The organism is Taibaiella helva, assembly GCF_003545695.1.
Taxonomy (GTDB): Bacteria; Bacteroidota; Bacteroidia; order Chitinophagales; family Chitinophagaceae; genus Taibaiella; species Taibaiella helva.
The window spans coordinates 1-25,110 of record NZ_QUZZ01000010.1 but is presented as its reverse complement, the minus strand read 5'-3'; the positions used below and the strand labels follow the sequence as shown (position 1 = coordinate 25,110).

At 44.2% G+C, this 25,110-nt stretch carries 16 protein-coding genes; 7 read left to right on the top strand and 9 right to left on the bottom strand.

Annotated features, from left to right (window positions below; translation table 11 throughout):
• Nucleotides 1-180 precede the first annotated feature (180 nt).
• Genes DZC79_RS15645 through DZC79_RS15635 form a run of 3 tightly spaced genes read right to left on the bottom strand, consistent with a single transcriptional unit; the run spans nt 181 to nt 4,470 of the window.
• Entirely contained in the window at nt 181-2,826 is a 2,646-nt protein-coding gene (locus tag DZC79_RS15645; protein ID WP_118952551.1) for a TonB-dependent receptor, read from the bottom strand.
• Nucleotides 2,827-2,843: 17 nt separating this feature from the next.
• Nucleotides 2,844-3,848, bottom strand: a complete 1,005-nt coding sequence (locus DZC79_RS15640; protein WP_118952550.1) for a FecR family protein — start codon at nt 3,846-3,848, stop codon at nt 2,844-2,846.
• A gap of 34 nt (nt 3,849-3,882) precedes the next feature.
• Nucleotides 3,883-4,470: an RNA polymerase sigma factor gene (locus tag DZC79_RS15635; RefSeq protein ID WP_157977189.1), complete on the bottom strand. Its 588-nt coding sequence runs from the start codon at nt 4,468-4,470 to the stop codon at nt 3,883-3,885.
• Nucleotides 4,471-5,026: 556 nt separating this feature from the next.
• Here DZC79_RS15635 and DZC79_RS15630 point away from each other — a divergent pair.
• The 6 genes from DZC79_RS15630 (at nt 5,027) to DZC79_RS15605 (ending at nt 14,942) form a co-directional block, all read left to right on the top strand.
• The gene (locus DZC79_RS15630) at nt 5,027-5,467 is read left to right on the top strand and encodes a hypothetical protein (protein ID WP_118952548.1); all 441 of its coding nucleotides are present in this window, start codon (nt 5,027-5,029) and stop codon (nt 5,465-5,467) included.
• A 333-nt stretch (nt 5,468-5,800) separates the two neighbouring features.
• Entirely contained in the window at nt 5,801-6,328 is a 528-nt protein-coding gene (locus tag DZC79_RS15625; RefSeq protein WP_157977188.1) for a helix-turn-helix transcriptional regulator, read from the top strand.
• Between the two features lie 243 nt (nt 6,329-6,571).
• Nucleotides 6,572-7,477, top strand: a complete 906-nt coding sequence (locus tag DZC79_RS15620; protein WP_118952546.1) for a T9SS type A sorting domain-containing protein — start codon at nt 6,572-6,574, stop codon at nt 7,475-7,477.
• A gap of 638 nt (nt 7,478-8,115) precedes the next feature.
• On the top strand, nt 8,116-9,621 hold the full coding sequence (locus DZC79_RS15615) for an FG-GAP-like repeat-containing protein (protein ID WP_118952545.1): 1,506 nt from the start codon (nt 8,116-8,118) through the stop codon (nt 9,619-9,621).
• A gap of 44 nt (nt 9,622-9,665) precedes the next feature.
• A complete protein-coding gene (locus DZC79_RS15610) occupies nt 9,666-12,209 on the top strand; it encodes a phosphocholine-specific phospholipase C (protein ID WP_118952544.1) in 2,544 nt (847 codons plus the stop codon).
• Between the two features lie 762 nt (nt 12,210-12,971).
• Nucleotides 12,972-14,942: a M4 family metallopeptidase gene (locus DZC79_RS15605; RefSeq protein ID WP_198666911.1), complete on the top strand. Its 1,971-nt coding sequence runs from the start codon at nt 12,972-12,974 to the stop codon at nt 14,940-14,942.
• Between the two features lie 849 nt (nt 14,943-15,791).
• On the opposite strand, the gene DZC79_RS15600 is transcribed toward DZC79_RS15605, so the two are convergent.
• From DZC79_RS15600 to DZC79_RS15580, 5 genes are all read right to left on the bottom strand, one after another.
• Nucleotides 15,792-17,429 carry a T9SS type B sorting domain-containing protein gene (locus DZC79_RS15600; RefSeq protein WP_157977187.1) on the bottom strand — a complete coding sequence of 546 codons (1,638 nt, stop codon included), beginning with the start codon at nt 17,427-17,429 and terminating at the stop codon, nt 15,792-15,794.
• Between the two features lie 367 nt (nt 17,430-17,796).
• On the bottom strand, nt 17,797-18,837 hold the full coding sequence (locus DZC79_RS15595; RefSeq protein WP_118952541.1) for a T9SS type A sorting domain-containing protein: 1,041 nt from the start codon (nt 18,835-18,837) through the stop codon (nt 17,797-17,799).
• 38 nt (nt 18,838-18,875) lie between these two features.
• Nucleotides 18,876-21,041 carry an immunoglobulin domain-containing protein gene (locus DZC79_RS15590; RefSeq protein ID WP_157977186.1) on the bottom strand — a complete coding sequence of 722 codons (2,166 nt, stop codon included), beginning with the start codon at nt 21,039-21,041 and terminating at the stop codon, nt 18,876-18,878.
• Nucleotides 21,042-21,940: 899 nt separating this feature from the next.
• Nucleotides 21,941-23,128, bottom strand: coding sequence for a T9SS type A sorting domain-containing protein (locus tag DZC79_RS15585; RefSeq protein WP_118952539.1), 1,188 nt, complete (start codon nt 23,126-23,128; stop codon nt 21,941-21,943).
• Between the two features lie 55 nt (nt 23,129-23,183).
• Nucleotides 23,184-23,867 (bottom strand): hypothetical protein, encoded by a 684-nt coding sequence (locus DZC79_RS15580; RefSeq protein WP_118952538.1) that lies wholly within the window; start codon nt 23,865-23,867, stop codon nt 23,184-23,186.
• A 500-nt stretch (nt 23,868-24,367) separates the two neighbouring features.
• On the opposite strand from DZC79_RS15580, the gene DZC79_RS15575 reads away from it, so the two are divergent.
• The gene (locus DZC79_RS15575) at nt 24,368-24,931 is read left to right on the top strand and encodes a hypothetical protein (RefSeq protein WP_118952537.1); all 564 of its coding nucleotides are present in this window, start codon (nt 24,368-24,370) and stop codon (nt 24,929-24,931) included.
• A gap of 9 nt (nt 24,932-24,940) precedes the next feature.
• Here DZC79_RS15575 and DZC79_RS15570 read toward each other — a convergent pair.
• Nucleotides 24,941-25,110, bottom strand: a 170-nt coding sequence (locus DZC79_RS15570; protein ID WP_118952536.1) for a lmo0937 family membrane protein, incomplete at its 5' end; no start/stop codon positions are given.

Sequence of the window (25,110 nt, the reverse complement as noted above, 5' to 3'; positions counted from 1 at the left end):
ACTGTAGACCATTATAAGGTAAAGAGCAACAATCTGCCCCCGGCATATACCTGTTAACGACCTTGGGCAATGGAAAGAGATGGTCTCAGAAAGTGATAATCGCCCGCTAAAGAACCTTTCGGTGGCGTCTTTTCCTGTCGTCGCCGGAAGGCTTATAGGGGAATAGGACTTCCGGCTTTATCAGAAATTCAGCGCATAGGATGCCGATACCAGGATAGGAAATAATGCGGTATTAGCAGCCGGATTATTCACATAATATAAAGGGTTGGGCCGGTTATAGACGTTGAAAATGCTGAGGTTCCATACCGCGTATATATCGCCTTTATATTGCATGCGCCAGCTTGCGCTTATATCCAGCCGGTGATAGGTCCCTAATTGAAAATTAGAAACCATTAATCCCTGGGTTGTATAGGTGTTCGGGGCGAAAGTTTTTTCAATGAAGATCCTGGCGGGGGGCTTGCTTTGAAAGGTAAAGGTAGCGGATAGCTCCAGGTGTTTGCCCAGCTGGTAGATGCCGACAAGGTTAAGGTTGTGGCGGCGATTATTATTGTACTCAAAGTGTTTGCCCTCATTGACCTCAGGCATTGTCAGGTAGCTCCAGGACAGCGCATAGCTCAGCCACCCGCGAAGATTGCCCTTCGCCTTACGTACGGAGTATTCCATGCCATAAGCCATAAGACTGCCGGCTGCTACTTTGCGTACCCAGGAGTCACTACCCAGGAGTGCAGGTCCGTAGGGAGGAGGATCTACCCTGGAATCGAGGTATTCAAGCTTGTTTTGAGCATGTTTGTAATATGCGCCGGCGGAAAATTCAAAAATATCATTGCACAACTTCCCGGAAAGGCTGAGGCTGAGCTGGTGGGATTGCTGCGGCTTGATCGAGTCGGTTGAAGGGATCCAATAGGCATAGGGTAACGACGTGGTGGTGAGTGGATATATTCTATGCAGGTGCTGCTGCATCCTGCTATAGGCGCCGCTCAGGAACCAGGAGGGCTTTAATTGATAACGAAAGCTGAACCGGGGCTGAAGCGAAAAATAAGAGGCTTTTTCATGGAAATATTTACTGGTGAATAAGCCGGCCGAGATGTTGAGGCGGGAAGAAAAGGCTTTGGTGTCCTCTAAAAAGAAACTTACCTCGTTCGCATCCTGACCTGCGATGAAATCCTGAAATAAGAGCGAGGGAAAAGCAACTCCTGATCTTATGGCTGAATCGGCCTGGGTATAGCGATAAGGGCTGAAATGATAGCGGGTATAGCTAAAGCCACCCTCCAGGCAATGGGTCTCATCCAGCCTGTACCTTGCCTGGCTCCTGGCGGCAAAGTCCTGCTGCGCCGTTTGTGAATAATTATTTCTAGAGCTTGTATCCCACGATGGATTGGCGTAAAAAAAGCCGCTGTTGCGATCACTGGCATCGATCTTATATCCGGAATACAGGAAGGCTACATTGGCCTTAAACCTGTCGGAATAATGCTGCCAGCCCACTGTTGCCGCATGATTCCGCGATCTGAATGCACTATTATTGAAAAAGGAAGAGCTGGCTTCGGTGGAGATAGAATAGGTCTTTCCTCCAACGGAATAGTAATTTACTTCCTGAGCAGTGACCAAGGTATCATGGTTATCCAGGTTGAATTTATCGCCGGAGGCATAAGCGCTGAAATAGACCTGGTTTTTATCCGAAAAGCGATGGCAGAGCTTGACATTCAGGTCCAGGAAATGAAAGGTCAGGCCAGGCGTGGAAAGCCGGGCAAAATAGTCGTGATAGGTTCTTCTTGCAGAGAGCGCGAACGTTGTTTTATGTTTGAAAAGCGGCCCTTCAAGCATGATATCGGAGGCCAGGCTGCCCAGGCATAGGTTGCCATGCAGCTTTTCGGTATTCCCGTTTTTAAGGGAAATATCCCATACGGAAGAGAGACGGCCTCCGTAGCGGGCGGGAAAAGCTTCTTTATAGATGTCAATGCTTTTTACCATATTCGGATTGATGAACGACATCAGTCCGAAGAGATGCATGGCATCGTACAAGGTCATGCCATCCAGTATAATAAGGTTCTGATCGGGCGCTCCGCCCCGCACCAGGACGCTGCCCGATCCGTTGTTGGCTTCCTGTATGCCTGGTATAATCTTTACCATACTGATCAGGTCGGCATTGCCCATCAGCCGGGGCAGGAAGGACAGCTCGTACACCGACAGCGGGCTGAGCGCAGAGTAAGGCCTGATATCAGATGGGGCAACCACGAGCACGGAGTCCATGTCTTCAAGATCAATATCCATTTTTATCTTGACGCTTCGATCTGCGAAAAGGATGATATTAGCAGGCTTATAGCTCATATAGCGCAACAGCACCCGGAGGGTATCGGTCTGTGCCGGCAGTTTAAAATAGCCGTTTTTATCGGTAATGGTCCCTGAATACGGATCGCTCTCCGCAACGATAGAGACACCTTCCAGCAGCGCACCTGTTTCTTTATCTTCAATGACTCCTGTAAACAAATGTTGACGTGGCCTGGCCGGAAGCCGGCCAGGCACAATTGCGATACCCCCTTGCTTTTCTGAAAAGGTGTAGCCGCTGCCTTCTAAAAGATAGTAAAGCACATCCGCCAGCAGCTCGTCTCTGAAATTCTTTTCTTTAACTCCTGGCTTCGCGGTCCTGATCCCTGTAACCTCATAAGCAAAAAAGAACCCCGTTGCTTTTTCCAGCTGTACCAGGCATTGGTCCAGGCTGCCCGACCCGATATGCACGGTAACCCGGGTATTTGCCAGCTGGCCTTGCGCATCCCGGGGAATAGCGACGGCAGCCAGAAGCAAAAAAAGCCAGTACATTTTAACGGTCATGCGATCGGGGTGTTGCTTTATTTGTTCACCTGAATTTCCTTGCCGTTTCGTTTAAATCTGAGGCTGCTTAAAGAATTTAACATTTCCAGGGTGCTGTCAACAGATGCAGTGCTGGAAATACTCATTTTGAACCGCTGGCCTTTCGCCAGGCCCTGGTCAAAATTCAGGGTAACATGGTACATATTTTTGAAAAGAACTGCCAGCTCGTTTAACGATATGCTGTTCAGGTAGATCATCCCGTTACCGTTCCATTGGTTGATTTCTTCAGGAAGTAAATGCTGCCTTGCATAGCTGGTATCGCCATAGCTGTATAATATCTTTTCGCCGGCTTTTAATACCGCTGGCATCGTTTTCCCGGTGTTTACCTGCACGAGGCCCTCTGCTACGCCGACTTCAATACCGGAAGCCAGCTCGGGAGCATTGACCCAAAACACCGTACCCAGCACTTTGACCGAGATATTCTTGCGTGTATTAACGATAAAAGGCACCCGCCGGTCATGGTGGACCGAAAGCCGGGCTATTCCGTCCAGGGTGATCTCGCGGTTGCCGCTTCCGAATATTTTCGGATACCTCAGGCTGCTGCCTTCATATAGCCATACCAGCGAGCTGTCGGGAAGGGTAACGGGGAGCTGGGAAATACCTGTAGGAACGGTGACAAGGATCATTTCATTCCTGTTGCTATCGAAAAAGTAACGAAGGCCGATAACGGAAATAAACAGTATAGCTGCCGCTGCGGCTACCACCAGCCATTTTTTCCTGAATGGAACAGTTGATTTTTCCTGCCCGGGGTTCTGGAAATTGACCTGACTAAAGTCCGGCTCCTCACCGATCTGGTCTGCAATGCGGGCATGTATCTCAGCATCGATCCGCTCCCTTTCCTCTTCCGAAGCAAAAGTAAGCCCCCGAACAACAGGCGCTTCTTCAAACCATTGGTTGAGCGCTTCATCTTCTTGTGGCGTCGATGTTCCTGACTCTTGTTTTTCCAGGAGCAAAACCAGTTGTTCTTTACTTGATATCTTCATAAAATACTGCGTTTTCGTTCAGCGCCGGCAGCGTCTACGATATATAATACAGATAAATCATCATTATGATCGAGAGCAGCCTATAACATTCCAGGCCAGCCCTGACTCTTTTGATCGAATTGCTCAATTGATTTCTTACCGTCTGTTCCGAAAGGGTTAATTTTTGCGCAATCTCCCGTACAGGCAGCCCGTCTTCGATATTTAAGACAAGAATCTCCTTCATTTTTGGCGGGAGCTTCTCTACTTCAGCCCGGAATAGCTTTCGCAGCTCCTTTTCATTGTATATTTCCTGTGCCGTGATAGCAACTGCGTCTGCGTCTCTCTTCATGCCTTCGGTACGTACCTTTTGCCGGGCAGCAGATTTGATATAGCTAAAGACCCGGTTGCGAAGTGCTATTTTCAGATAACCTTCAAAAGTGGCAGAAATGTTGATCTGGTCTCTTTTTACCCATAAATCGACGAATAATTCCTGAACAATGTCTTTTGCGCTTTCCTGATCCAGCAGCAGCCAATAGACAGTTGTATAGGACGACTCCCAATACTTTTTGTAAAGGATCTCAAAAGCCGCACGATTTTTTTCCTTTACCAGGCGCCAAAGTTCAAGATCTGAATGTGTATTCAAGTTGTTCAATTAAAACGTGATAATTAAGAGCCAACGAAATCTGGTTGGGGTTATGTACTGCTTAAGCCGCTCGGCCCGCCGTCAACATTCCAGCCGCATTGCGCTGCCGGTGGAATTCATTAAGAAATGTTTCATTCAAAATTAACAATTATCTGCTGATAATAAAATTAAAGAAACAGGATCATGTCTGGGAAGCACATCCCTGGATGATGCTAAGCATGAGAAACCTGGCATGAATTGAAGTGTAATGAATTGTATGTTGTTGCCGGGATTCGTTGGCAAATCTAGAAATTTAAAATTATTAGCAAATAGTCGTCGCTGTTCTAAATGTAGCTGCCCGACTTTGCGCCTTATCTGTTTGGCAAAGCGGATAAGTTGCATAACTCTATGGTATATTTTGGAGAAAAAATCGTCTATAAAAAAGAAGCCGGTAAAGGTATCTGTCAGCCGGGTTAGTTTATACATTCTAATCCACAGTAGACGGTTGTATTATCCTTTGTAACGCTTTTATAGTAAAACTTCCAACAATGCTATTTATCGTTATAACAGCAAATGTATGAGCAGCACTATTGCAATGAAAAGAGCGAAGAATATGGCTATTGACACACCAGAATCGAATCTTGATCTTCGACATTACACCGATGAAGATCTGATTGCCATGCTAAGCATGCTTGCTAAAGGATTAGCCGTTTTTGAAGGGGAGCTTGGTATTCCCCAGGCCGATGTCGAGTATATCTACCGGCAATACCTGGCCTTTGATTGGCTTATGCGGACAGAGCGGTTGCTGAAAAAAGAGCTGAAGCATATCAGGGAGCTTAAAAAGGCAATGAAAGTATCTGCACCGCAAAGATTGGGTTTTATAGATATTCCCCGTCCACCGGTATTTTGCCCCGAAGGTAGCCTGCATAGCAAGCTACCGCATATCGTCGCAAATATTATCAGGCAACCTGCTTTTGACGAAACGATGGCCCAAAGAATGGGGCTAAAGCCAACCTGAGCGTATGCGACAGGAAACCTACCTTCTGTTTTGTTTCTGATACAAAGCAAATTTGATGCTCGCACCGTTGTTACCAGATGTGCGTTGCCGGCGGGCAAATTATTTGCCACACGAAAGGATTTCCACAAAACTTAATCGGAGCATCAGTGCAACTGCAGGTGTATCGCAACACAAACCAACTATTACTATTTGTGTACATTGAAGTTCATTGTGAGCCACAACTATAGATTACTCCCGTGGCGTAACGTAGTGCGGTTATCTATGCCGATTGGAATTTCAGCCCAATCCTTATCTACGGCTTCCATGGTGAACATTACACATCAAAAATACAGTATGAAAGCAGGGAATAAGTACAACAGTAAATGGGCCCGGTCGATAATGTTAGCCCTGGGTAAAATGAAACGGTCGGTAAGAAGCCCGCAATTGATCCTGTTTAATTTTTCGAAAAGGGTCCCGGTTATCACGGAATATATTCATTTCAACCCGGAGGAGATCAGGCAGCAAGGGCTTGTCATAAAGAGCCGGATTAGTCTGTTGCCATTAAAGGGCGGGAGCAGGAATATGGTGCAGGAATCACTGTTCGATGCTGACAGCCTTGCAATTTTAACGAAAAAGGACTGGCTTGATTTTCAAAGGAAGTTCGGCAAAATCTGTCCAGGTTTCTTTGCTCGCTTACGCCTTCAATACCCCAAACTTACAGAGGCAGAGATCCGGTTATTGGCATTGACCAAAATTGGGTTCACCAACACAGAAAAGGCAAAGATACTGGGTATATCTCCGGCATCAGTACGTAAAACCAGGCTCCGGCTACAACATAAAACCGGCAGGACAGATGAAGAAATAATTCTGATCGTCCGGTAAATTGTAAGGATCTGCAGGCTAATTTTTGATTTTAAGGATATAAGATTGTCCCCCTTTTTGTCTTCTGAATTTTCCTCATTTTTTTCTGTTCTCTTGTTTCTTTGCTAATACAGTACCTACAGAACAGATCAACTTGTTTTCATAGTCTTCTTTCGAAGATTTCGCCTGCGTTGTCTAACCCGGGCGTTTGTACTAAAGCCATATTGACCGTATATATTTTTTAAACAAAAAAACAATTAAACAATGAAACGGATTTTAACAACACTCGTTCTCTCAGGCGCTTTGGTAACCAGCAGCTATGCCCAGGTAGACTTAGGCGTAACGATTCTCTCGCCGACCAGCGGCCAATCCTTTCCCAACACACTGGATTCAATCAGATTTTCATTTAAGATCACCAATAACAGCACTACGGCGCTAAGCGCGGCTGATGGTGACACCATTATGCTTTTCTATGATGTCAGAATGTTCGGCGTGGAACTGCCTACACAGTATTATGTGAGTGAGAAAATAGGAGCTACTCTGGCTGCCGGGGCTTCGCTGTCATTTAACCTCGCCCTGGCGCCAGGCGAGCAATTCTGGAATAATCCATCAAATCCCAAAGTAGCGATACCAAAGGATGCGAAAGTATGTCCTTATGTTGGCTTTTTTGCCCTGACTACCTCTGACGGAGAAACCCGGTATTACAACGACCCCGGTGTGGATGCGCAAGCTATTGAAGCTGCGTTTGGAGCTACCGGAACTACGCCGAATCAAATGTTTGCAAGTATAATTGCTGCATTGTCGGGGAATAATTTCGCAAAGGTAGATAATGTAAAATTCGGCTCCGGTGCTACTGATAAATGCAGTGTAACCAACAACCCAACGGGTATCCTGGAACTGAACGGTAACCATGCGGCCATGACCGTATATCCGAATCCGGCAACCGGCAATATCAATCTTGATTTCTCCTCCGACAAAGCCAGTAATAAAGCTGTCGTACGGATAACCGATATTTCCGGCCGAACCGTAGCGCTTAAAGAATTGGGCGCAATGCCAAGCGGTGTGCACAAAGTCTCTGTCGATGTCTCTTCTTTAAGAGCAGGCATGTACCTCATTGAGCTCAATGCCGGTCACCAAAGGGCAACGGGCAAATTTACCGTGGCAAAATAAAGCTTCGATGTTCATGGTAATCGCTGTTATGAGCAGGCAGTTCCGGACACAAGTATAAATTAGATTAAAAGTAGCAAGCCCCAGGCTTGCTACTTTTTTATTGCCTGTTCGTCCTGCCCGAATGGAACACTGCAGTTCCTGTGCTTTTCAAAAAACAATCCACTGATTTACGCAAGTAGCTAATGAATCTATTTATGCCAATGGGCGTCATTTTTGGAATATCCGGATAACAGACTGGCCGTGTAATAGGCTTTGCATACTTTAGAAATTTCCAGGCGCAAGCTCCAGAAAAAAATCAATCGATGTGCAGATCAAGCATATAATCTATTAGATCATTAATCGGTAGACAGGTTTTCCTGCTAAGCCTGGTAGTATTCAAGAGGTGCGGGCAAAAGATGAGCATAAATACCGGTGTAAGTACGGTTGCTTTTCAAAAGAGAAAAAAGAATCGAAGTATTCCGTACCCGAGCAATATTAAGTTAGTGTAAACTCCTTCTTCTCTGCTGGTATAATACCATCACTAATTGCGTCTCTTGTGTACTGAACTCCTGATGAACTGAAAACAGTAAGATGCCTTTGCCGGAGGCGTAAAAACGCCTCTGCAATGAAACGCCACGCCCTGTTAAAAATAAAAATCTATGAATAAAAATGTACGTTTCTTTAGACGCGATATACTTGCGGGTGCATTTGTTACTTTTCTTTTAAACACGCCACACGCTTTGCATGGACAAGCCAATCGCTTTTCTTTTAACGCTACTACTTACAGATGGCCCAATAGCTCGCCGGGAAAACTCCTTACGGCTGATCTGGACAATGATTCAAAGGATGAAATAATTGTTTCCAGCCCTAAGCAAAAGAAGATTTACATATGGGAGGGAATTCCGGGAAACGAAGAACAATCCTGGAGAATGAAAGATAGTATTTCACTGGAAAGCAGGATGCTTTCTTTTTGTATTGGCGATATTGATGGTGATTCAAAGAATGACATTATTACTTTATCAAATAGAAAGGGCTACAATAGTATTCTTGGCATATTTCTGAACAGGTCGGCTCCGGGATCGATAAAATTTGAAAAAGAGTATAGCATCGAAACAAGCGGATTGGCCTATTATGTCGCCGCGGATGATCTCGACGGTGATAAGAAGACTGATCTTATTGTAGTTGATTTTGAGAAAAAATCTTTAACATTTTTGATTAACGCCATCGATAAGGGCAGGGTAAATTTTTCAAAATCTACCCATGATCTGGGAATACGTCCTAATTATTTTATTGTAAAAGATATTAATGGGGATAAAAAACCGGATTTGATTGTTTCCGGCTATGATAAAAATATCCTGTTTGTTTTGCAGAATGCTACTACATCTCAGGGACGGATTTCTTTTACGCAGGTTGACCAATTAAACACAGGAAGCGGGCCTGTAGATTGTATTGTAGATGATTTGGATGGCGACAAAATGCCGGATATTGCTGTAGTAAATTTGTTTGCCAACTCGCTTTCAATTTACATGAATGCCTCATCGCCAAACAGTCAGGCTCACTTTGAAGATGCTAAGGTGGCCATATCAGTTAAAAGACCGAACTCATTGGCTTCAGGCGACCTGGACAACGACGGCATGCCGGAGATAGCCATAAATAGTGAGCAGGATAATCATACCGTTATTCTGAAAAACCATTCTACCCTACATAATGTATCATTTGAAAAGGTAAGGGAAATACCCGTCGGTAGCGCTCCGCAACACGTTTACATGAAGGAGATTGGTAAAAGCAAGCGACTGGATTTATTAGTATCCAATTCTTACAGCGACAATTTTCTTGTTTTAAAGCACCTTCTGCAGAAAGAAAGCCTGTCGTTAGTTGATACTGTTTCAATATCCAAACAGGACGAGCACAAAACGGGAAAGGTAGTTATATATCCTAATCCGGCAAGGTCGAAAGTACAGATTGCATTTTCTTCCTCAGTAAAAATATCCGCAGATATATTGGTGAGCATTATTGATGCGCTTGGAAAAGAGATCGTATGTGAACGTCATAGCGTCACTAATTTAATAACGATGGATATCAGTAAGCTCACGGCAGGTTTTTATTGGGTCCGCTTAAGCTCGCCAGGGTACAATTTTAAAACCTCAGGACTGGTTGTAGAATAATCATCGAAATTAAATTGAACGTTCATAGCAAAAAATTAAACTAAATGGAATCCAGACGCGATTTTATTAAGAAATTGACAGCCTTATCCGGAGGCCTGGCAATAAGCAGTCTCCCCGGCGCTGTTCAAAGAGCATTTGCCATAAACCCCGACCCTGGCACCACCTTTATGGATGCCGAACATATCGTTTTTTTAATGCAGGAGAACCGGTCGTTTGATCATTTATTGGGAACGCTTCAGGGCGTGAGGGGGTTCAATGATCCCCGTTTCTTGCGACAAGAAAATGGCAACCCGATCTGGTTGCAGAGTGATGCTACGGGAAAGACATATGCACCGGTAAGATGCGATATCAAAAACACGAATGTTACATGGGGTGGAGGATGTCCACATTCGGTGCAGGATCAGATAAATGCAAGGAATTTAGGGTATATGGATAAGTGGATAGATGTGAAGACGCCGAATACGATGCAATACTTCACCCGTAAAGATCATCCATTTTACCATGCGCTTGCTGATGCCTTTACGGTATGCGATCATTATTTCTGTTCGTCATTAACTGGTACAAGCCCTAACAGATCGATGTTCTGGACAGGCCAACTTACAGGCAGCAATGGTTTATTCCCGGATATAAGGGATCACATGGATAATACCCCGTTTTTGATACCGGGGGCCAGCGAATGGCAGACATTCCCGGAAGTATTACAGAATAACGGGATCTCATGGAAAGTCTATCAGAACCAGACTTTTGTAAATCTTCTTCGAATAGACGACGTTTTAGATCAAATTCCTAATATCGATAAGCGGATTAAATCGGGAGAATCATTGGAATCTTATAAAGCGGATATACAAAATTTCTTCGAAATACTTATGGCTCCCTTAAAGCAGATGGGAGATATTGCCTCGAAGGTCTATACCGAAACAGATGACCTTAAGGTAAAATGGTTATCAAATTTTGGTGACAACGTATTGGAATCGTTTAAACAATACTATCCTTTGCTTAATGCAGAAAACAGGGCAATTATCGGAGCTGAAGCCAACGCAATATGGGAGGCTTTGCCACAGTATAACAAGGACATTCATAACAGGGCATTTACAACAAATATCAAAGATCCATTGTACAATACGCTTACGGAGGTTACACTTAGTGATGGAACAAGCATGAAGGTTCCTGCCGGTGATATTCTTTATCAATTCAGGCAGGATGTTACTAATGGAGAATTGCCAACAGTATCCTGGTTGTGTGCACCTGAAGTTTTTTCGGATCATCCGGTTTCCCCTCAATATGGTCCCTGGTACGTTTCTGAAGTTTTAGATATTTTAACCTCAAAACCCGAAGTCTGGAAAAAGACAATCTTTATAATAAACTTCGATGAAAATGATGGTTTTTTTGATCATATGCCGCCCTTTGTAGCTCCTGCTGATCTGATGGGAAAATGTTCGTCCGGAATAGATCTTTCTGATGAGCTTGCGGATGACTATGACAGCCCTATAGGTCTTGGATACCGGGTGCCTATGCTCGTAGTGTCGCCATGGAGTCGTGGCGGCTGGGTGAATTCACAAGTGTTTGATCACACTTCCACCCTGATGTTCCTGGAGAAATTTCTACAGAAAAAAACCGGGAATAACAAGATTACATGTGACAATATTAGTCAATTCAGACGAACTGTTTGTGGGGATCTGACTTCCGCCTTCAGGCCTTATAGTAATGAAAAGATAACACTTCCTCCACTTGTTGCCAAGCTGGATTTTTTTACACAAATAAAGAGCGCAAAGCACAACGCGGCTCCAGGCACTAATTTACTGAGCCCGGATCAGGTTGCGGCAGTTAAGAAGGATGTTCGGAATAGTCAATTATTGCCAAAACAGGAAGAGGGAATACGGCCAGGCAATGGGTTATTATACCAATTATTCTGCGAAGCAAAATTCAATAAAAGCTTAAATAGTGTGGATATAAGTTTTGAAGCGGGGAATGAAATATATGGTTATACCTGCTGGGGTGCTGCTTTCAACCTTTATTGGGGCTTTGGCGACCTTGATTTGACCAACGACCCCAATGGGTATAAGATTCCCGATATTAACAGACCAAGATCCTATGTAGTTAAAGCTGGCGACAAGCTTAAAGAATCCCTCCCTATGAATTTAATGTCGGGTAACGAATATCACATTACTGTATATGGCCCCAATGGTTTTTCCAGGGAATTCTCCGGAGACAATAATGATCCGGACATTGATATTTTCTGTTTATACCAATACGCCTTACAGGACGCCCGGGCTTTAACCGGTAACGTTGAAATACTCGTTAATATTAACGATAAAATCCCCAACGTTCAGCTCATTATTATAGATAATGCTTACGGGCAACCTGACATAACCGTACCTCTTCCGGCCAATGGTGGCAGAGGCATTCAGGCTATCACACAACTCATTAATCTTGAGAAATCGTTGAATTGGTATGATTTCACGGTCAGGATTCCAGGGAACGAAAAATATTACAGACGCTATACCGGCCATGTAGAAACAGGGTTGCCTGGTTACACAGACCCATATATGGGTCGTTGGGATGGCTCGACAAAACCGCCTTTAATGTGACGAGGCAAGGCTGCCAATCGGGAGGAAGCAGAAAATTGAAAAATTACCTGAATAAATGGAGGCATACTGCCATGCCATTGGGTCCTGGCAACGATAGGGGACTGTCTTACCAGTTGTTTTGATTTTCCGCCGGAAATCCGAAAATCATTTATACCACCTAACACATCGAAAACCAGGAATAGGAAATACAAGGTTGGCGATAAATATTCCAAAATACCCGGTCACTGCCCGGGTATTTTTATGTAGCTCTGTAACAGAGATACACCCCCTTGATACATTCTATGGGAATGGGAGTGCCAATAAATAACCTTTCTTCAGCAGAATCGTTACTGCGTGCCGGACAGGATTGTCCCGTCGATAGATAACTTTTACGGACAATTGCGTCCGTGAAATCGCTCCCCTTTATGATCGACTATACGTTTGAAAAATCTATTGTTTCATTTAGCAAGCCGGAGTATTTAACATTAAAGTTGGTATGCCTATGGTTAAACAATAATGTTTTTGCGTCTTGTGATACATTACGGGCAATGAATTCTTTGATTACGGATGTTACGGGAAGTCAAAGTCGATCTGCTATTGAATTCTGCTCATGGTCTGATATTTCAATTGAAATTAAATCTGAAGTTGTGTATCTGTTTTTGAAACATTTTTTATAACAAAAAATCCAACCAAATGTATTATCTGTTTTCACAAAAGGGAAGCCGCCAGCGTATTGCTGGTTTGTTGACATGGTTTCAATTGAACAGGCTGTTTATAACCCTTATGGGTGCATGTTTATTTGCCTGCCCTTCCGATAGCCACGGACAAGAAGAAGGCAAAAGCAAAGGAACCATTACAGAATGGAACAGAAGGGACAACAACCCTGCGGGAATCTTTATCGGGGAAGGCGCAAAGGTACCGATCGAAGACGCATCGACATTCCTCGCAACACAATTAAGCCTGATACCAGGAAAGGATGAGCTTCGCCTGGTAAAATCGACTTCGCCCTACAGCGGCATTACTGTTCAGCGGTACGAACAATGGCTGCAAGGGATTAAGGTGGAACACGGAGGTTATACAGTAACGGCCAGACAGGGACTGATCGCCTCGGCTACAGGCGATTTTTATAATACTAGTCAGGTTAATACTGATATACAGCCGGCGTTGTCGGAAGCCCAGGCGCTGAACTATGCTTTGCGCGTAATCGGTGCAAAAAAATATGCCTGGGAACAAAATGCGTCCGATCTGTCCGTAGTAAAGCCTCTAACAAGCAAGAAGCCGGAAGGGACAAAAGTATGGATCGAAGATCGGGTTTCGGATCTCAATAACGGAAGGCTTTATCTCGCATATAAGTTTATCGTTCAGACCATAGAGCCTTTAAACATGCAGGTGATTTACATCGACGCGGTTAACGGCAATACCCTGTTCCGTACTACAATGATGCACCATGTGCTGGGCACAGGTACCAGTCTCTACAGCGGACAAGTACCGCTAGAAACTAAAGCGGTAGCAAACTCCTTCATCCTGGTCGATGATTCACGGGGCGGCGGTATTTTCACTTACAACGCCAACGACAGTAATACCCTCTTTACCAGCACTTCGAATTCTGCCTGGGCCGGTCCCCAGGTGGATGTACATTGGGCCTCAGGCAAGATCTACGATTACTGGAAGACACAACACAACAGAAGCAGCTATAACGACCTGGATTCACCGTTGATCAACTTAGTCCACTTCCGGCAGGATCCTAATGAACCATGGAACAATGCGGCCTGGACAGGATCGTATATGGTTTACGGCGATGGGACAGGCGAAAACCAAGGTGGGAAAAAACCGCTTGTTGCGCTGGATGTATGCGCTCATGAAATCGGGCACGGTATTTGCCAGAATACGGCCAATCTTGTTTACGAACGCGAGTCGGGTGCACTGAATGAAGGATTCAGCGATATTTGGGGGGCCGTGGTGGAAGCTTGGGCCGATCCACACGAGCAGGACAATAGGCCGAAAAACCGCTGGCTGATTGGTGAAGAGCTCGCCACCCGGCCAATGCGAAGTATGCAAAACCCGAAAGAATATCGTCGGCCGGATACCTATCTTAAGGAGTTCTGGATCCCCGCATCAACGAGCGATTGCCCTGTACCAGATCTTTATACCAATGATCAATGCGGCGTACATTACAACAGTGGCGTATTGAGCCATTGGTTCTACCTGCTGACGGAGGGAGGAAGCGGTACCAACGATAATTTTAAGCAATATACCCTGACAGGAATTGGTATGGAAAAAGCAGCGAAGATTGCTTATCTGACTGAGCTGTCGCTGAGCAGCAATGCTAACTATGGCAACTGCCGTACAGCCAGCATCAGTGCAGCAAAAACATTATACGGCAACTGCAGCGCTGAATTTAAAAATGTAGTGCGTGCCTGGTATGCAGTAGGTGTAGGCGGGAATGATACCAGCTGTGACATTACCCCTACTTCGGTAGCCAATTTACAAAGTGTGGAGGAAGGCTTCAAAGTACTTAATAATCCTTTCCAAAGCCGTATAACGATACGCTACAATATCGGACTGCCAGATGTCGCGGACATCCGTCTTATAGATGCTTCGGGACGTGTGGTGTATAAGGCCTCCCCCCGGCTGCCCTCCGGTAAAGGCGACTATACGCTTGACCTGAGCACCGCAGCCCTGAGTCATGGCTGGTATATGCTTCGGCTTATTACTTCCGGACAGATGTTTAGCGAGAAGCTGATTAAGAATTAGACTTGGTTGCATTCCTTAAGAAAGTCTTTCTCTATACTATCATTAACTGCATTGAAGAAATGGCCAGTATATAATGGCAATGCAAGATCAAAGAGTTTACCAATATATCAAATGTCAATGTATAATGGATGGTAAGAACCAAGTGTGGGAGAATTTTTACAATCCAATTAAAAGTAACGGCCAAAGTTCACAGTCTTTTAGAGTAGTAAATAATAGTAGCATGTTTAGCCCTCCAGTCTGCCGGCGATTGCGTGGTGGTTAGCACTTACTGTTTATCACCGCCTGAGGGTAACCCCAGGCGGTGATATTTGTATCATGCACCACGTTAAGTATATTATGGGCGCTTTCTACTTAAAAATTGGCTGTGCGCAATTAACGTCACCACCACCTTATCTCTCGACATTTTAGCCATCTCAGCGATGAAGCCATTACTGAATTTGAGCAAATAAACTCCGTTGCATGAGGAGGTGATATCTATTTCCCTATCCATTTCGTTATGATCATCTTATACATCACACGCCAACCATGTCGATAAGTAGCCAAGTTAGACTCACTTTGAAGGAGTGGCATTGAAATTTTCAGATTTGTTGCGACGGGATTGGATGAAACGATTATGCTGGTTGTTCCCTTATTGGTTAATCGAACAACATTCGAATACACACCTTTTCTGTCTATATCGGAAGATAATTGAAGACAACCACTACCCGCCTGAGATATGAAGTCTGAAGTTTGCGGATTAGTTATAGAATGCTTAGGAACCTATGCTAAAAGTATATTGAGACATCAAAACAGTATCCTCGATGCGTTTACGGTATGCACCGGACTTATCAGCAAATGCAGTATCCTACCTTATCTTACCACAGTAATATCCCCTTTTCTAACGAGGCTGTTGCCATCACTACATAAGAAGGAGCCGTAATAGAAATAGCTTCCCATATCTACCGGTTGACCATTGAACTTTCCGTCCCAACCTTTGGCAGGGTCGGAAGTAGAAAATAATCTTTGCCCGAACCTGTTGTATACTTCAAAAATATTCAAATGCTGTCCCGGCTCGATATGAACATTAAAGATATCATTAAGCCCGTCCCCGTTTGGGCTGAAAGCGGTTGGGATAAACACTAAGCAGCAATGCCGGGGCGAAATAGCGACCGCATCAGCAGCGGTGCATCCCATGGAGTCATAAACCCTTACATTTATCTCTCCTTTAAAGGCTGCGAATGCCGCTGCAGGAGCTGTTTTTGAGGTGTAAAGGTATTTTTCCGGGCCCCATGAATAAGTATTTCCCGGAACATCTTCAACACTTAACAGGACGGTATCCTTATAGCACAGCTGAGGCCCGGGCGTTTGCAGCTCAATTTTAGCTTGGGGAGGCGGCACCACTTCAAATTGAATAGGATTACTTTCTGTTACCAAGTTGCCGCCACAAAGTCTCCAGGTGGCTATTTTACAGGTAACCACGTCGCCATCCGAAGGGGTAAAGCTTAGCGTGGAATCACCGGCGCCAGCAATGACTTGGCCATTAACATACCATTCATATAGCACCTCACCGGCGTTGGATACCGAAGCCGTTAAATGGGCCAGAGCGCCTACGCATAGCCTGATTTGTGAAGCTGCAATACTTACAGCAGGTAATTTTACTTCCCCGCTATAGCTAGCCATATCGCCTATTATTTCGCCAGGACCATATTGGGGGAGCTTCGGGGTATTTCTTGCAATAGTTACATTGGAGGGTGTGATCAGCCCCGATACGATGCTTAAAGAATCCACCTCAGTCAGTGGAACACGGTATAAATTGTCAAAGTAAAATTCTGATCCGACCAGGACAAAGCCGCCTCCTCCGAAATAGGTGCTGTTCAGAGGCATCGTCCAGGTCTGGATTAAATTCCCATCCTTATCATATTTGTACAGCACCGGGGGACCGTATTGGGCATAAGAATTTGAATTGGAAAATTTGAAACGATAAACATTACCGTCGCAATCGGCTGCCAGGTCATAGGGTTGTAGATTGGAATAAACATTGGTATCTTTTAATATGCGCGTTGCGTCACCGGTTCCATCATACTTATATACATCGCCGCCGTCACCAATGTCAAGGCCATAAATAAAGCCGCCGCCAGCCCCGAAACTAATTGCATGGGATTTATGGCCTGTATTGACCCAGGAAGCGGTTGCGGGATCGTAATAAACGTATACCTGGCGACCAACTTCAGCTGAATATACCGATGTATAGAAAGTCAAAGTCGTATCGGGAGAGCCCAATACAGAAGACACAGCCAATCCGGCGTGACCTTCGGGCAGCGCAATGCTATTGAGCCTGGGATTGGTCGCCGAAATGGGTTGCGCAGGGTCGTATTCAAAAATTTTCGAACTGCTGCCAAATGGAGGGTTGTGATCTAGATAAACTTTGCCTTTTTGTGGTAGCTGCGCCGGCAAGGTAACCGCAAGCAACAATAAAAACAACAGGAAACTTAATCTAACTAATTGCATAATGGGCATGATAAAAAGTGTAAAAGAATGTAGTTCCTCGGCCGGTTTTGGTAGTGCTGTTTCGGCTATTCCGCATCCGGTATACCCGGGCAAATTCGATGTGGCCTGATATCTCTTACAAGACGGCAAAACACTGATATTTAACTATAGGCATGCCCATTAATGTTAAACAGTGTCCATCAGGATCTTGTTGCTGTAGTTCCTCAATCGCAAACTATTTTCAGAACACTTGCACTTGTAACAGCAGCTTTTTACAAAAAGCAGATCCTCCCGCGGAGCCTGAAACAGCCCGGAGAGGATCGTTTGTCATTGAAGAGCCTAAATAAAACACCAACGGCTCAATTGGGACTCCACCTGCTTCCTGGTATTATTTCGCTTTGATGAATTTTTGTGTGAAACGAACACCATCAGGACCTGAAATATGGACATTGTAAACGCCTTCAGGCAAGCGGTCAATCAGGAGCCTTTCCATCGCTGCGTTTGCCTTTTGCTGTACTACCGGCCTGCCGGCGATGTCGTAGATATAGATCATCTCGTTACCCGTCAGCCCCGCGACAGTGATCATATCCCTTGCCGGGTTCGGATAGACGCTAAAAGTGCGCTCGCTGTCAAAGCTGACTGCCTGCACGGAGCTATAGACATATTGACCATCCAGGTCAACCTGCTTCAGGCGATACAGGTTCTGTCCCATCAGTGGCGCCTGGTCGGAGAAGCTGTAGCTTAACGCGCCATCGCTGTTACCGCTTTTCGATTGGCTGGCAACGAACCCGATCTCATTCCAGCTACGGCTATCGCTGCTCCTTTCGACAGCGAACCCGCTGTTGTTCGTTTCCGAAACTGTTTTCCAGCTCAGCGCCACGGCTTTATTTCCCTCTTTCCTGGCATTGAAGTCCAGCAATGAAACGGGGAGGATATTTCCCGTAATTGTGAATGGAATCCGGGCTGCTTGACGATTAAAGTCTGTACCGGGAGGTGTTGCGTCAGGATATTGCAATTGAACGATAACCTCTGGTGCCGTTCCTGAAGTCGGCGCTATAGCAAGCAGTTTAAAAGAGACCCGTAGTATATCCCCGGCCGGAATGGAATCTGTTATACTGAACTGAAAGTTGAAGGCATCGGTAGACGTTACAGTAGAAAAGGAAGTCGCATTCTGACCATAGAGCTCAGGCCCGGCCAATCTTAAGATCTGGCTGGTTGTCGGAAGACCGACGCTGACCCGTGCGGGATAATCCGCGGGAAGATACGCGCTGCTAAAATTGTCATTCTGGATCACCAGGGATACGGTAACGGTATCTCCCGTTGCCAATACATTCGTAGGAACGGTCACGCTTGATATCCCTATTTGGGCGTAGGTCTGCATAGACAGCACGAAGGATAGCCCCAGTATGAACCCTAAAACTTTTTTCATAACTTCTGATTTAATGGTTGATTAAAAATGGTGTTCGATTATTGATTCAGCAGCAATTGAATGGACGATCTGTTGTTGGCGCTGTTCCGTTCTCCTCCTCCATATCCTTCGGGAATGATAGCCGTAAGGTTTTCCAGGCCAACCGAACTTGGGGCGGTATAAACAGCAGGTATGCGGAGGATATCGTTAGGCCCTATGGGGGCGGTAACCTGCAACACAATACGACCCTGATTAGAAGATAACCGGCTTACCCCGCCAGGCAAGGAACCTAAAGTCAAAGTGCCTGCGGTGGGAACGGAAATGACCACGTATATCAATCCTGTAGTGCCCGACTTTCCTTTATTGGATACGGCATAGGTTATATTGGCGTTCTTACCTGCCGATACTGAGCTTCGGTCCGTGCTCAGGCCGGTTACCAGGTCCGGCCCGATAAACGTGATGACAAAACCATCGGTGGTAATCGGATCGCCGTTCCCCGATACGTTTACTGTTCTTGAACCCGGGTTCAATCCATAATCTGTCCCAATATTACTGCCGGAAACAGGGCTTCCTACTGCCGGCGGTACAGAGCCCGCGACCAGAACGATTCTATAGCTTCCTTTGCCTGTATTTCCAAATTTATAGTTTCCGGTGGTGCTATCTACTGTAGCGGCAGCCACCACTTTACCGCTATCATTCAGCAGTACGGCGTGGATCGCGGAATCGGAATAGTAAGCCGAAAGATCTACAGTACCGTTTATGGCCGAAGGGCTACAGAGGGCATCGTTACCCTTTACGACTACAGGGACATATTCTGAATACTTGCCCGCACAACGGCTGGAGGCTACAAAGAAAGTATCGGATCGGCCGGTTGCAGGTGCCACAACGCTGTAGGATGAACCGGTATAAACCGGCTGCAGACCGGAATTGAACCAGGTATAGGTAACGTCGGATACCGGAGCGTTGACACCTAATATAACATTTGTTCCCCCACAGGCCTCCAGCACGGAATTATGCGCCAATACAGGCTTAACCGGCACCCTGTAAATACCATACAGATTTAATTGAGGATTCGTCAATACGCCTCCTGCACCGATAAGTTGATAATAGGACAACTCTATACGATCGAACCGTGCGCCTACAGGGATGGAAATGCGATTAGGCCTTGTCGTCCCGAATATATTGGAGATAATACCAAGGAGATCGCCATTGAGGAGTAAATTCAAATTGCTCTCGTACACCTTCGTATCGCCATTATAAGCTTTCACTGTGATATTCTGCAAAATGGCCGCGGAGAGTATCGAAGCGGTTTGGTTAAATACCATTACGGCTTCTTCCCCCGGGTTGGAAAGCCTGTTGAAATTGATGCTCTGGCTGATGGTCGTAGCAATTTGAGCGTTCAGGATGCTGTTGTAGCCTATTTTGGAATAGCTGTTTGGGTCGTCGTCTATGGCAAATTGAGGATCTGTTACGGGCTTCCCTCCAAGGTTCAGGATGTTGGCATTGAGACCGGTTGCATCATAGCTCGTCGTCAGGAATTCTTCCCCACAGTCGAAGGGCACCCCGGTATTGTAAAATACATCGCGTACGCCTATTGACGGATTACCATTAAGACCAGAGAAAATTCCAATCGCGGTAAAGTCCGTCCATAACTTGATAAAGATCCTGTCGAAATTGCCATTGGGTATTATTTTCAGGTAAAAAAAACCGTCGGGTCCTATTTCGATGCCGTAGCTGCCCGTAGAACCCCCCGGTCTGATCGATATAGACTGAACGTCATTATTGCCATTCTTTGCTACTATGTCAAGGTTCGGATTTCCGGTAAAAAGAGCGCCGACAATACCCTTGAGCACTCCACCTAAGGAGCCACCCAGAATATAATCCAATATCCTGTTCCCGTCAACGCCCGATAGCGCAACATAGGTCGGGGTATGGGCGGGAACCATCGAAGGGAACTTGACTTCGACATAATCAGCACGGCTCCCGATACTGAAAACATATCCCGGGTTCGTGTATAAGGTGGCCTGGGTGGACAGATCGCCATCCGCCGCATTGGCAGCATTCGAAGCGCTCTGTTGTGTTACCTGGTTGGCATAATGCCGCGTCAGCTGTGCACCAGCGGTAAAGTGCAGCAACAGGCAGAGCGCAAAAACGCTCAATTTTATTCCTGGCAACAAGCCATCGAGGAATTTAAAACCTCTCTTTCGTAAAAACAGACTGTACATTGTGTTGTGTTTTTTGTTATAAAATGGATAAAAATTATAATAATTTTAATTCAAACCTGTTTAAAGAATAATTCTATTTTTTCACATGCATTATGATTCGACATGCTCCACCGTGAGTAGCGTTCCTTTTCATTTGAATTTTTATGTTTTTAGGGTAATCAGAATCTTAGCGCAAAAGATAGTAAGCGGTAGTCCCTGATACAGCAAGTTCGATCATACCTGCAAAACTTAATGGCCCTTATGGCCTCGGGGATCAGAATATAAAAATGCGATTGCTTCACTATGGGCATTATCTTTTACGATTAAACAGCGTCCATTTTGATTCGTGTTAGTACCATCTTTGTAGCCCGATGCATCGGCTTCTAAAACAAAGACATAAAAACGCTAATCTCTAACTATACGCATTTTCTAATAAAATGTTAAATAGCGTAAGGCAAAAACATTGTCAAGAAAAACAGGGGGCGATTATGTAGTGTCAAATTTAGTCTAAATGGATATCAACCCATATCCCATGATGTGTCTGGCGGCCTGTAAAATGTCCGTTGTGTGGCCATGCTAAACCGCTAGTAATTGGATATATTTTAGCATGCTTTGCAATGCAATTTTAACCCAAGAGGCTTGCAAAAGTGTCATTTAATGCAAAAAAGCACCAAATTGGTGCTTTTTCCAGTGATTCCGCTGGGATCATTTTTATCTACTGAAATCCGCATTTTTAGCGAAATTTCAAAGGTTTTCAAAAATGGTAACCGATTGGGTAACCATATTTTTTAAACTCGTTTGGATCGTTTTAAAGAACTTATTTATGTGTTTAAAGATACGTAAATTTCAATACAAGGCAAAATTCATAATTAAACTTTCTAAGAATTGATGTGTACTAAGAAATAAGATTTTTACCAATATTATTTAAGTACGGAAAACCTACCTCTCTTGCTAAAAGCTTTAGATTTGATATTCAAGATATAGGTTCCTGGCTGTAGTGCGGAAATTTTTATTTGTTCCTTAATATTCGAAATTTCCCCACCATACTTTTTCCGTAATACCATAACTATTCGTCCAGCTACATCCACAATAGTAAAAGAGATTTCTTCTTGATAGTGGCCGAAGAATTCTATATTCAAATAATCTCTCGCCGGATTAGGATATATATTGATCCCAACATCGTCAGTCAGATTATCAATTGTAACAGTTTGTGTTTCTCTGATTGAAGTCGGTTTGGAGAGCACTTTGGGTTCAATAGGCATATCGCAAGAAGTTACAGCTGTTGCAGTAAAAGTTCCATTTGCATTGGTTGGACTGGAACTGAACCCGGGATTCAGAATGATGTACTGTCCAACCATTTGCGTAGGATTGGTTAAGCTCGTAGGCGTGTTTACTCCTGCAATAATATTCTCTCTTAAATATTTCCCCGATAGTGTACGATTCGTGAGCGTTAACGAACCACTACCACATTGACGTATTCTGACATAATCAAGATGAAAACTTGGGTAGCTGTATTTATTTGTAAATGGATAAATAAATATTTGATTTAGATCTGATGTCATGCAGGTATATTTTACCTCATATATAAAGTAGCCGTGCGCATAGAATGAATCTAACAATATATTTCCAGTTTGTGCATATTCGGCTATGAGTTCCGACGGATTGGGCATATAATTGCCTCCTAAGCATCCTGATCCGGGGTTGGTCATAGCTAGTTTTTGTTCAATTCCACTGGTTGCATACGCTCTAAACCCTGATACCGCAGAAGGGTCTATAAAATCACCAAATTGAAAGCGAAACTGGACATAATAAGTCTTTCCAACTTGCCAATTGTATCCGCCAAAAATGTTGCTGCTCTTATCAAATTGGTCGTAGGTGCTTGAATACATGCCAGCTTGCATGTGCATCATACCACCACTATGTGTTGGCGCACCATAGGCTGAACTCCAATTGGGAACATTATAGAATGTGGTACAGCCATCGTCGTTACTAATGGTATTGGGCGTGTAAAATTCCGTGAACTCGCCATTGTAAATGCCGGAACCTTGACCAAAAGATACAATTGGAAATACAAATGTACCTATGAAAAAAAATATTTTATTAAACATACTTAAATAAATTTAAATGTTATGATGTTTGTTCAGAACACAACATCGATGCTGTTTAATAATCGTTGTTTATCCGGCTTTCAAGCGTTTCAATTTTCTTATTTTGATTAATAATGTACAACGTCAATTCTTCAACCTTCTGCATTAATATACGATTCATTTCACCAATCTCAACACCTTTGTTTTTTACTTCATTTTCATTCGGCACATCGGGCAAGTGTTTATTGGCATTTATGAATTCCTCTACTTCCTTTAAGGGACGTAGATGATAATTATCGTCGAATACATAATCTGCCCAGTTTGTAACTTGGATCACACATCGTTTTGCAATAATATCTCCGTCGACGCTGAGTTTATAATTTGCATAATCTCCGTTAGCTGCTGCAGTTCCGATCCTTAGTGAATTTAGAATCCCGACGTTCCCTTTATTTGTTGTCCAAAATATTAGTCTTTGAGGTGCAGGTCCGGGAAAAACAATATCTTGATTAAAGATTTCAAATATGTTCGCTTCACTTCCACCTATACCACTTTTATTCTCAATTTTAAGTGCCTGACCTGTAATATCGGTTCCGGAGAGAGTAAGTGTAGAGGCGATTGAAAGCTTAGAACTTGGACTAGTCGTTCCAATACCAACTTTACCGTTTGTAGTTGTCGGAGTTGTCGTTCCTGTCCAAACATTTTGCGCTCTGACAATGGAACCCAGGAGCGACACGATTAAAACTAAACTGATTTTTCTCATTGAAAATGAATTTGAGTGATTGTAAAAGTTGAAATTGAATTTTGCTACGCTGTGATGACTCACTTCGTGTATTGTTGTTTGGCTCAGCAAAAAGATAGCTACACTTGGCTAACCACAGGACAAATTTTCTACCTAAAGTTCGGAACTCTAAAGTCATGATTAAATCGAATTTCATAAGTATGACGATCCCAGTTCATAACCGAGAAACCTGACGCATAACCGTGTAATTTGCACCTTGATTAAAGATCAAGATTACATACAAAAGGCTATCTTAAAGAGATAGCCTTTTTGAAATTTTGTAAATCTATAATGATAAACTAGCAATAGCATATTAAAACAAAACCCTGTGTATTAAAACGGATTAGTGCCCAAATGGTGTTTCAGTAAAGAGGCCGGGAAATTCTTTGAATACTTTTTTGACTTTGCACAGGCCATAAATCGCATTTTTTTAGAATAATCGTGATACAATTTTTTGCGTTTGAATTCCGAAAATCAAAACGGTGATTCAGTATAACCAACTTACCGAATTAGGAGAACAGCAACGCTGTAACCTGGACAAAGAGCTGAGTGAAGTCAGTAAGAAGCTGGAGCGCCTTGAAGAAAGATTTGTAATGGAGGAGATCACAGGGGATATGTTCGATAAATACGCAGGAAAATTCAAGGCGGAACAGCGGGAATTAGAGGCTGCAATCGCAAAAGCAGGCAAACGGGTGTCGAACCTGGATCAATGCATACAAAACGCCATAGAGCTATCCTCGAAACTTGCTACAGTATGGGATTTGAGTGATTATAAGGGCAAACACGAGCTGCAATTTTTACTATTTCCTGACGGAATCTATTACAACCGAAAAACAGAGGAGTGTCGAACCCCAAAAGTAAATGAAGTCTTTAGCTACATTGCAGACCTGGCGATGGTTAAGGCAAAAAATAAAACCGGGAACATTCATTTTGATCTGAATGTTCCCGGTCGAGTGGAGGCGGGCGGGGAATTGTCGAACTTTTTCGCTGACAACTTACTGGCTATCAACGATTTTTTAAAAACAGAAAACTTCATGGGTCTCTAGACATAGCTGTCATGCTTTTTGCGCAGGGGGCTTTCTGCCCTCCCTGATAATACTCAGCAAAACAATTATAGCGGCTATTAAAAGAAGTATATGTATGATACTTCCGGCATGGTATCCGAAAAAAATAATGCCCCAGACAATAATAAGTGCTACAGCAAGAGTATAAAGTAGATTGTTCA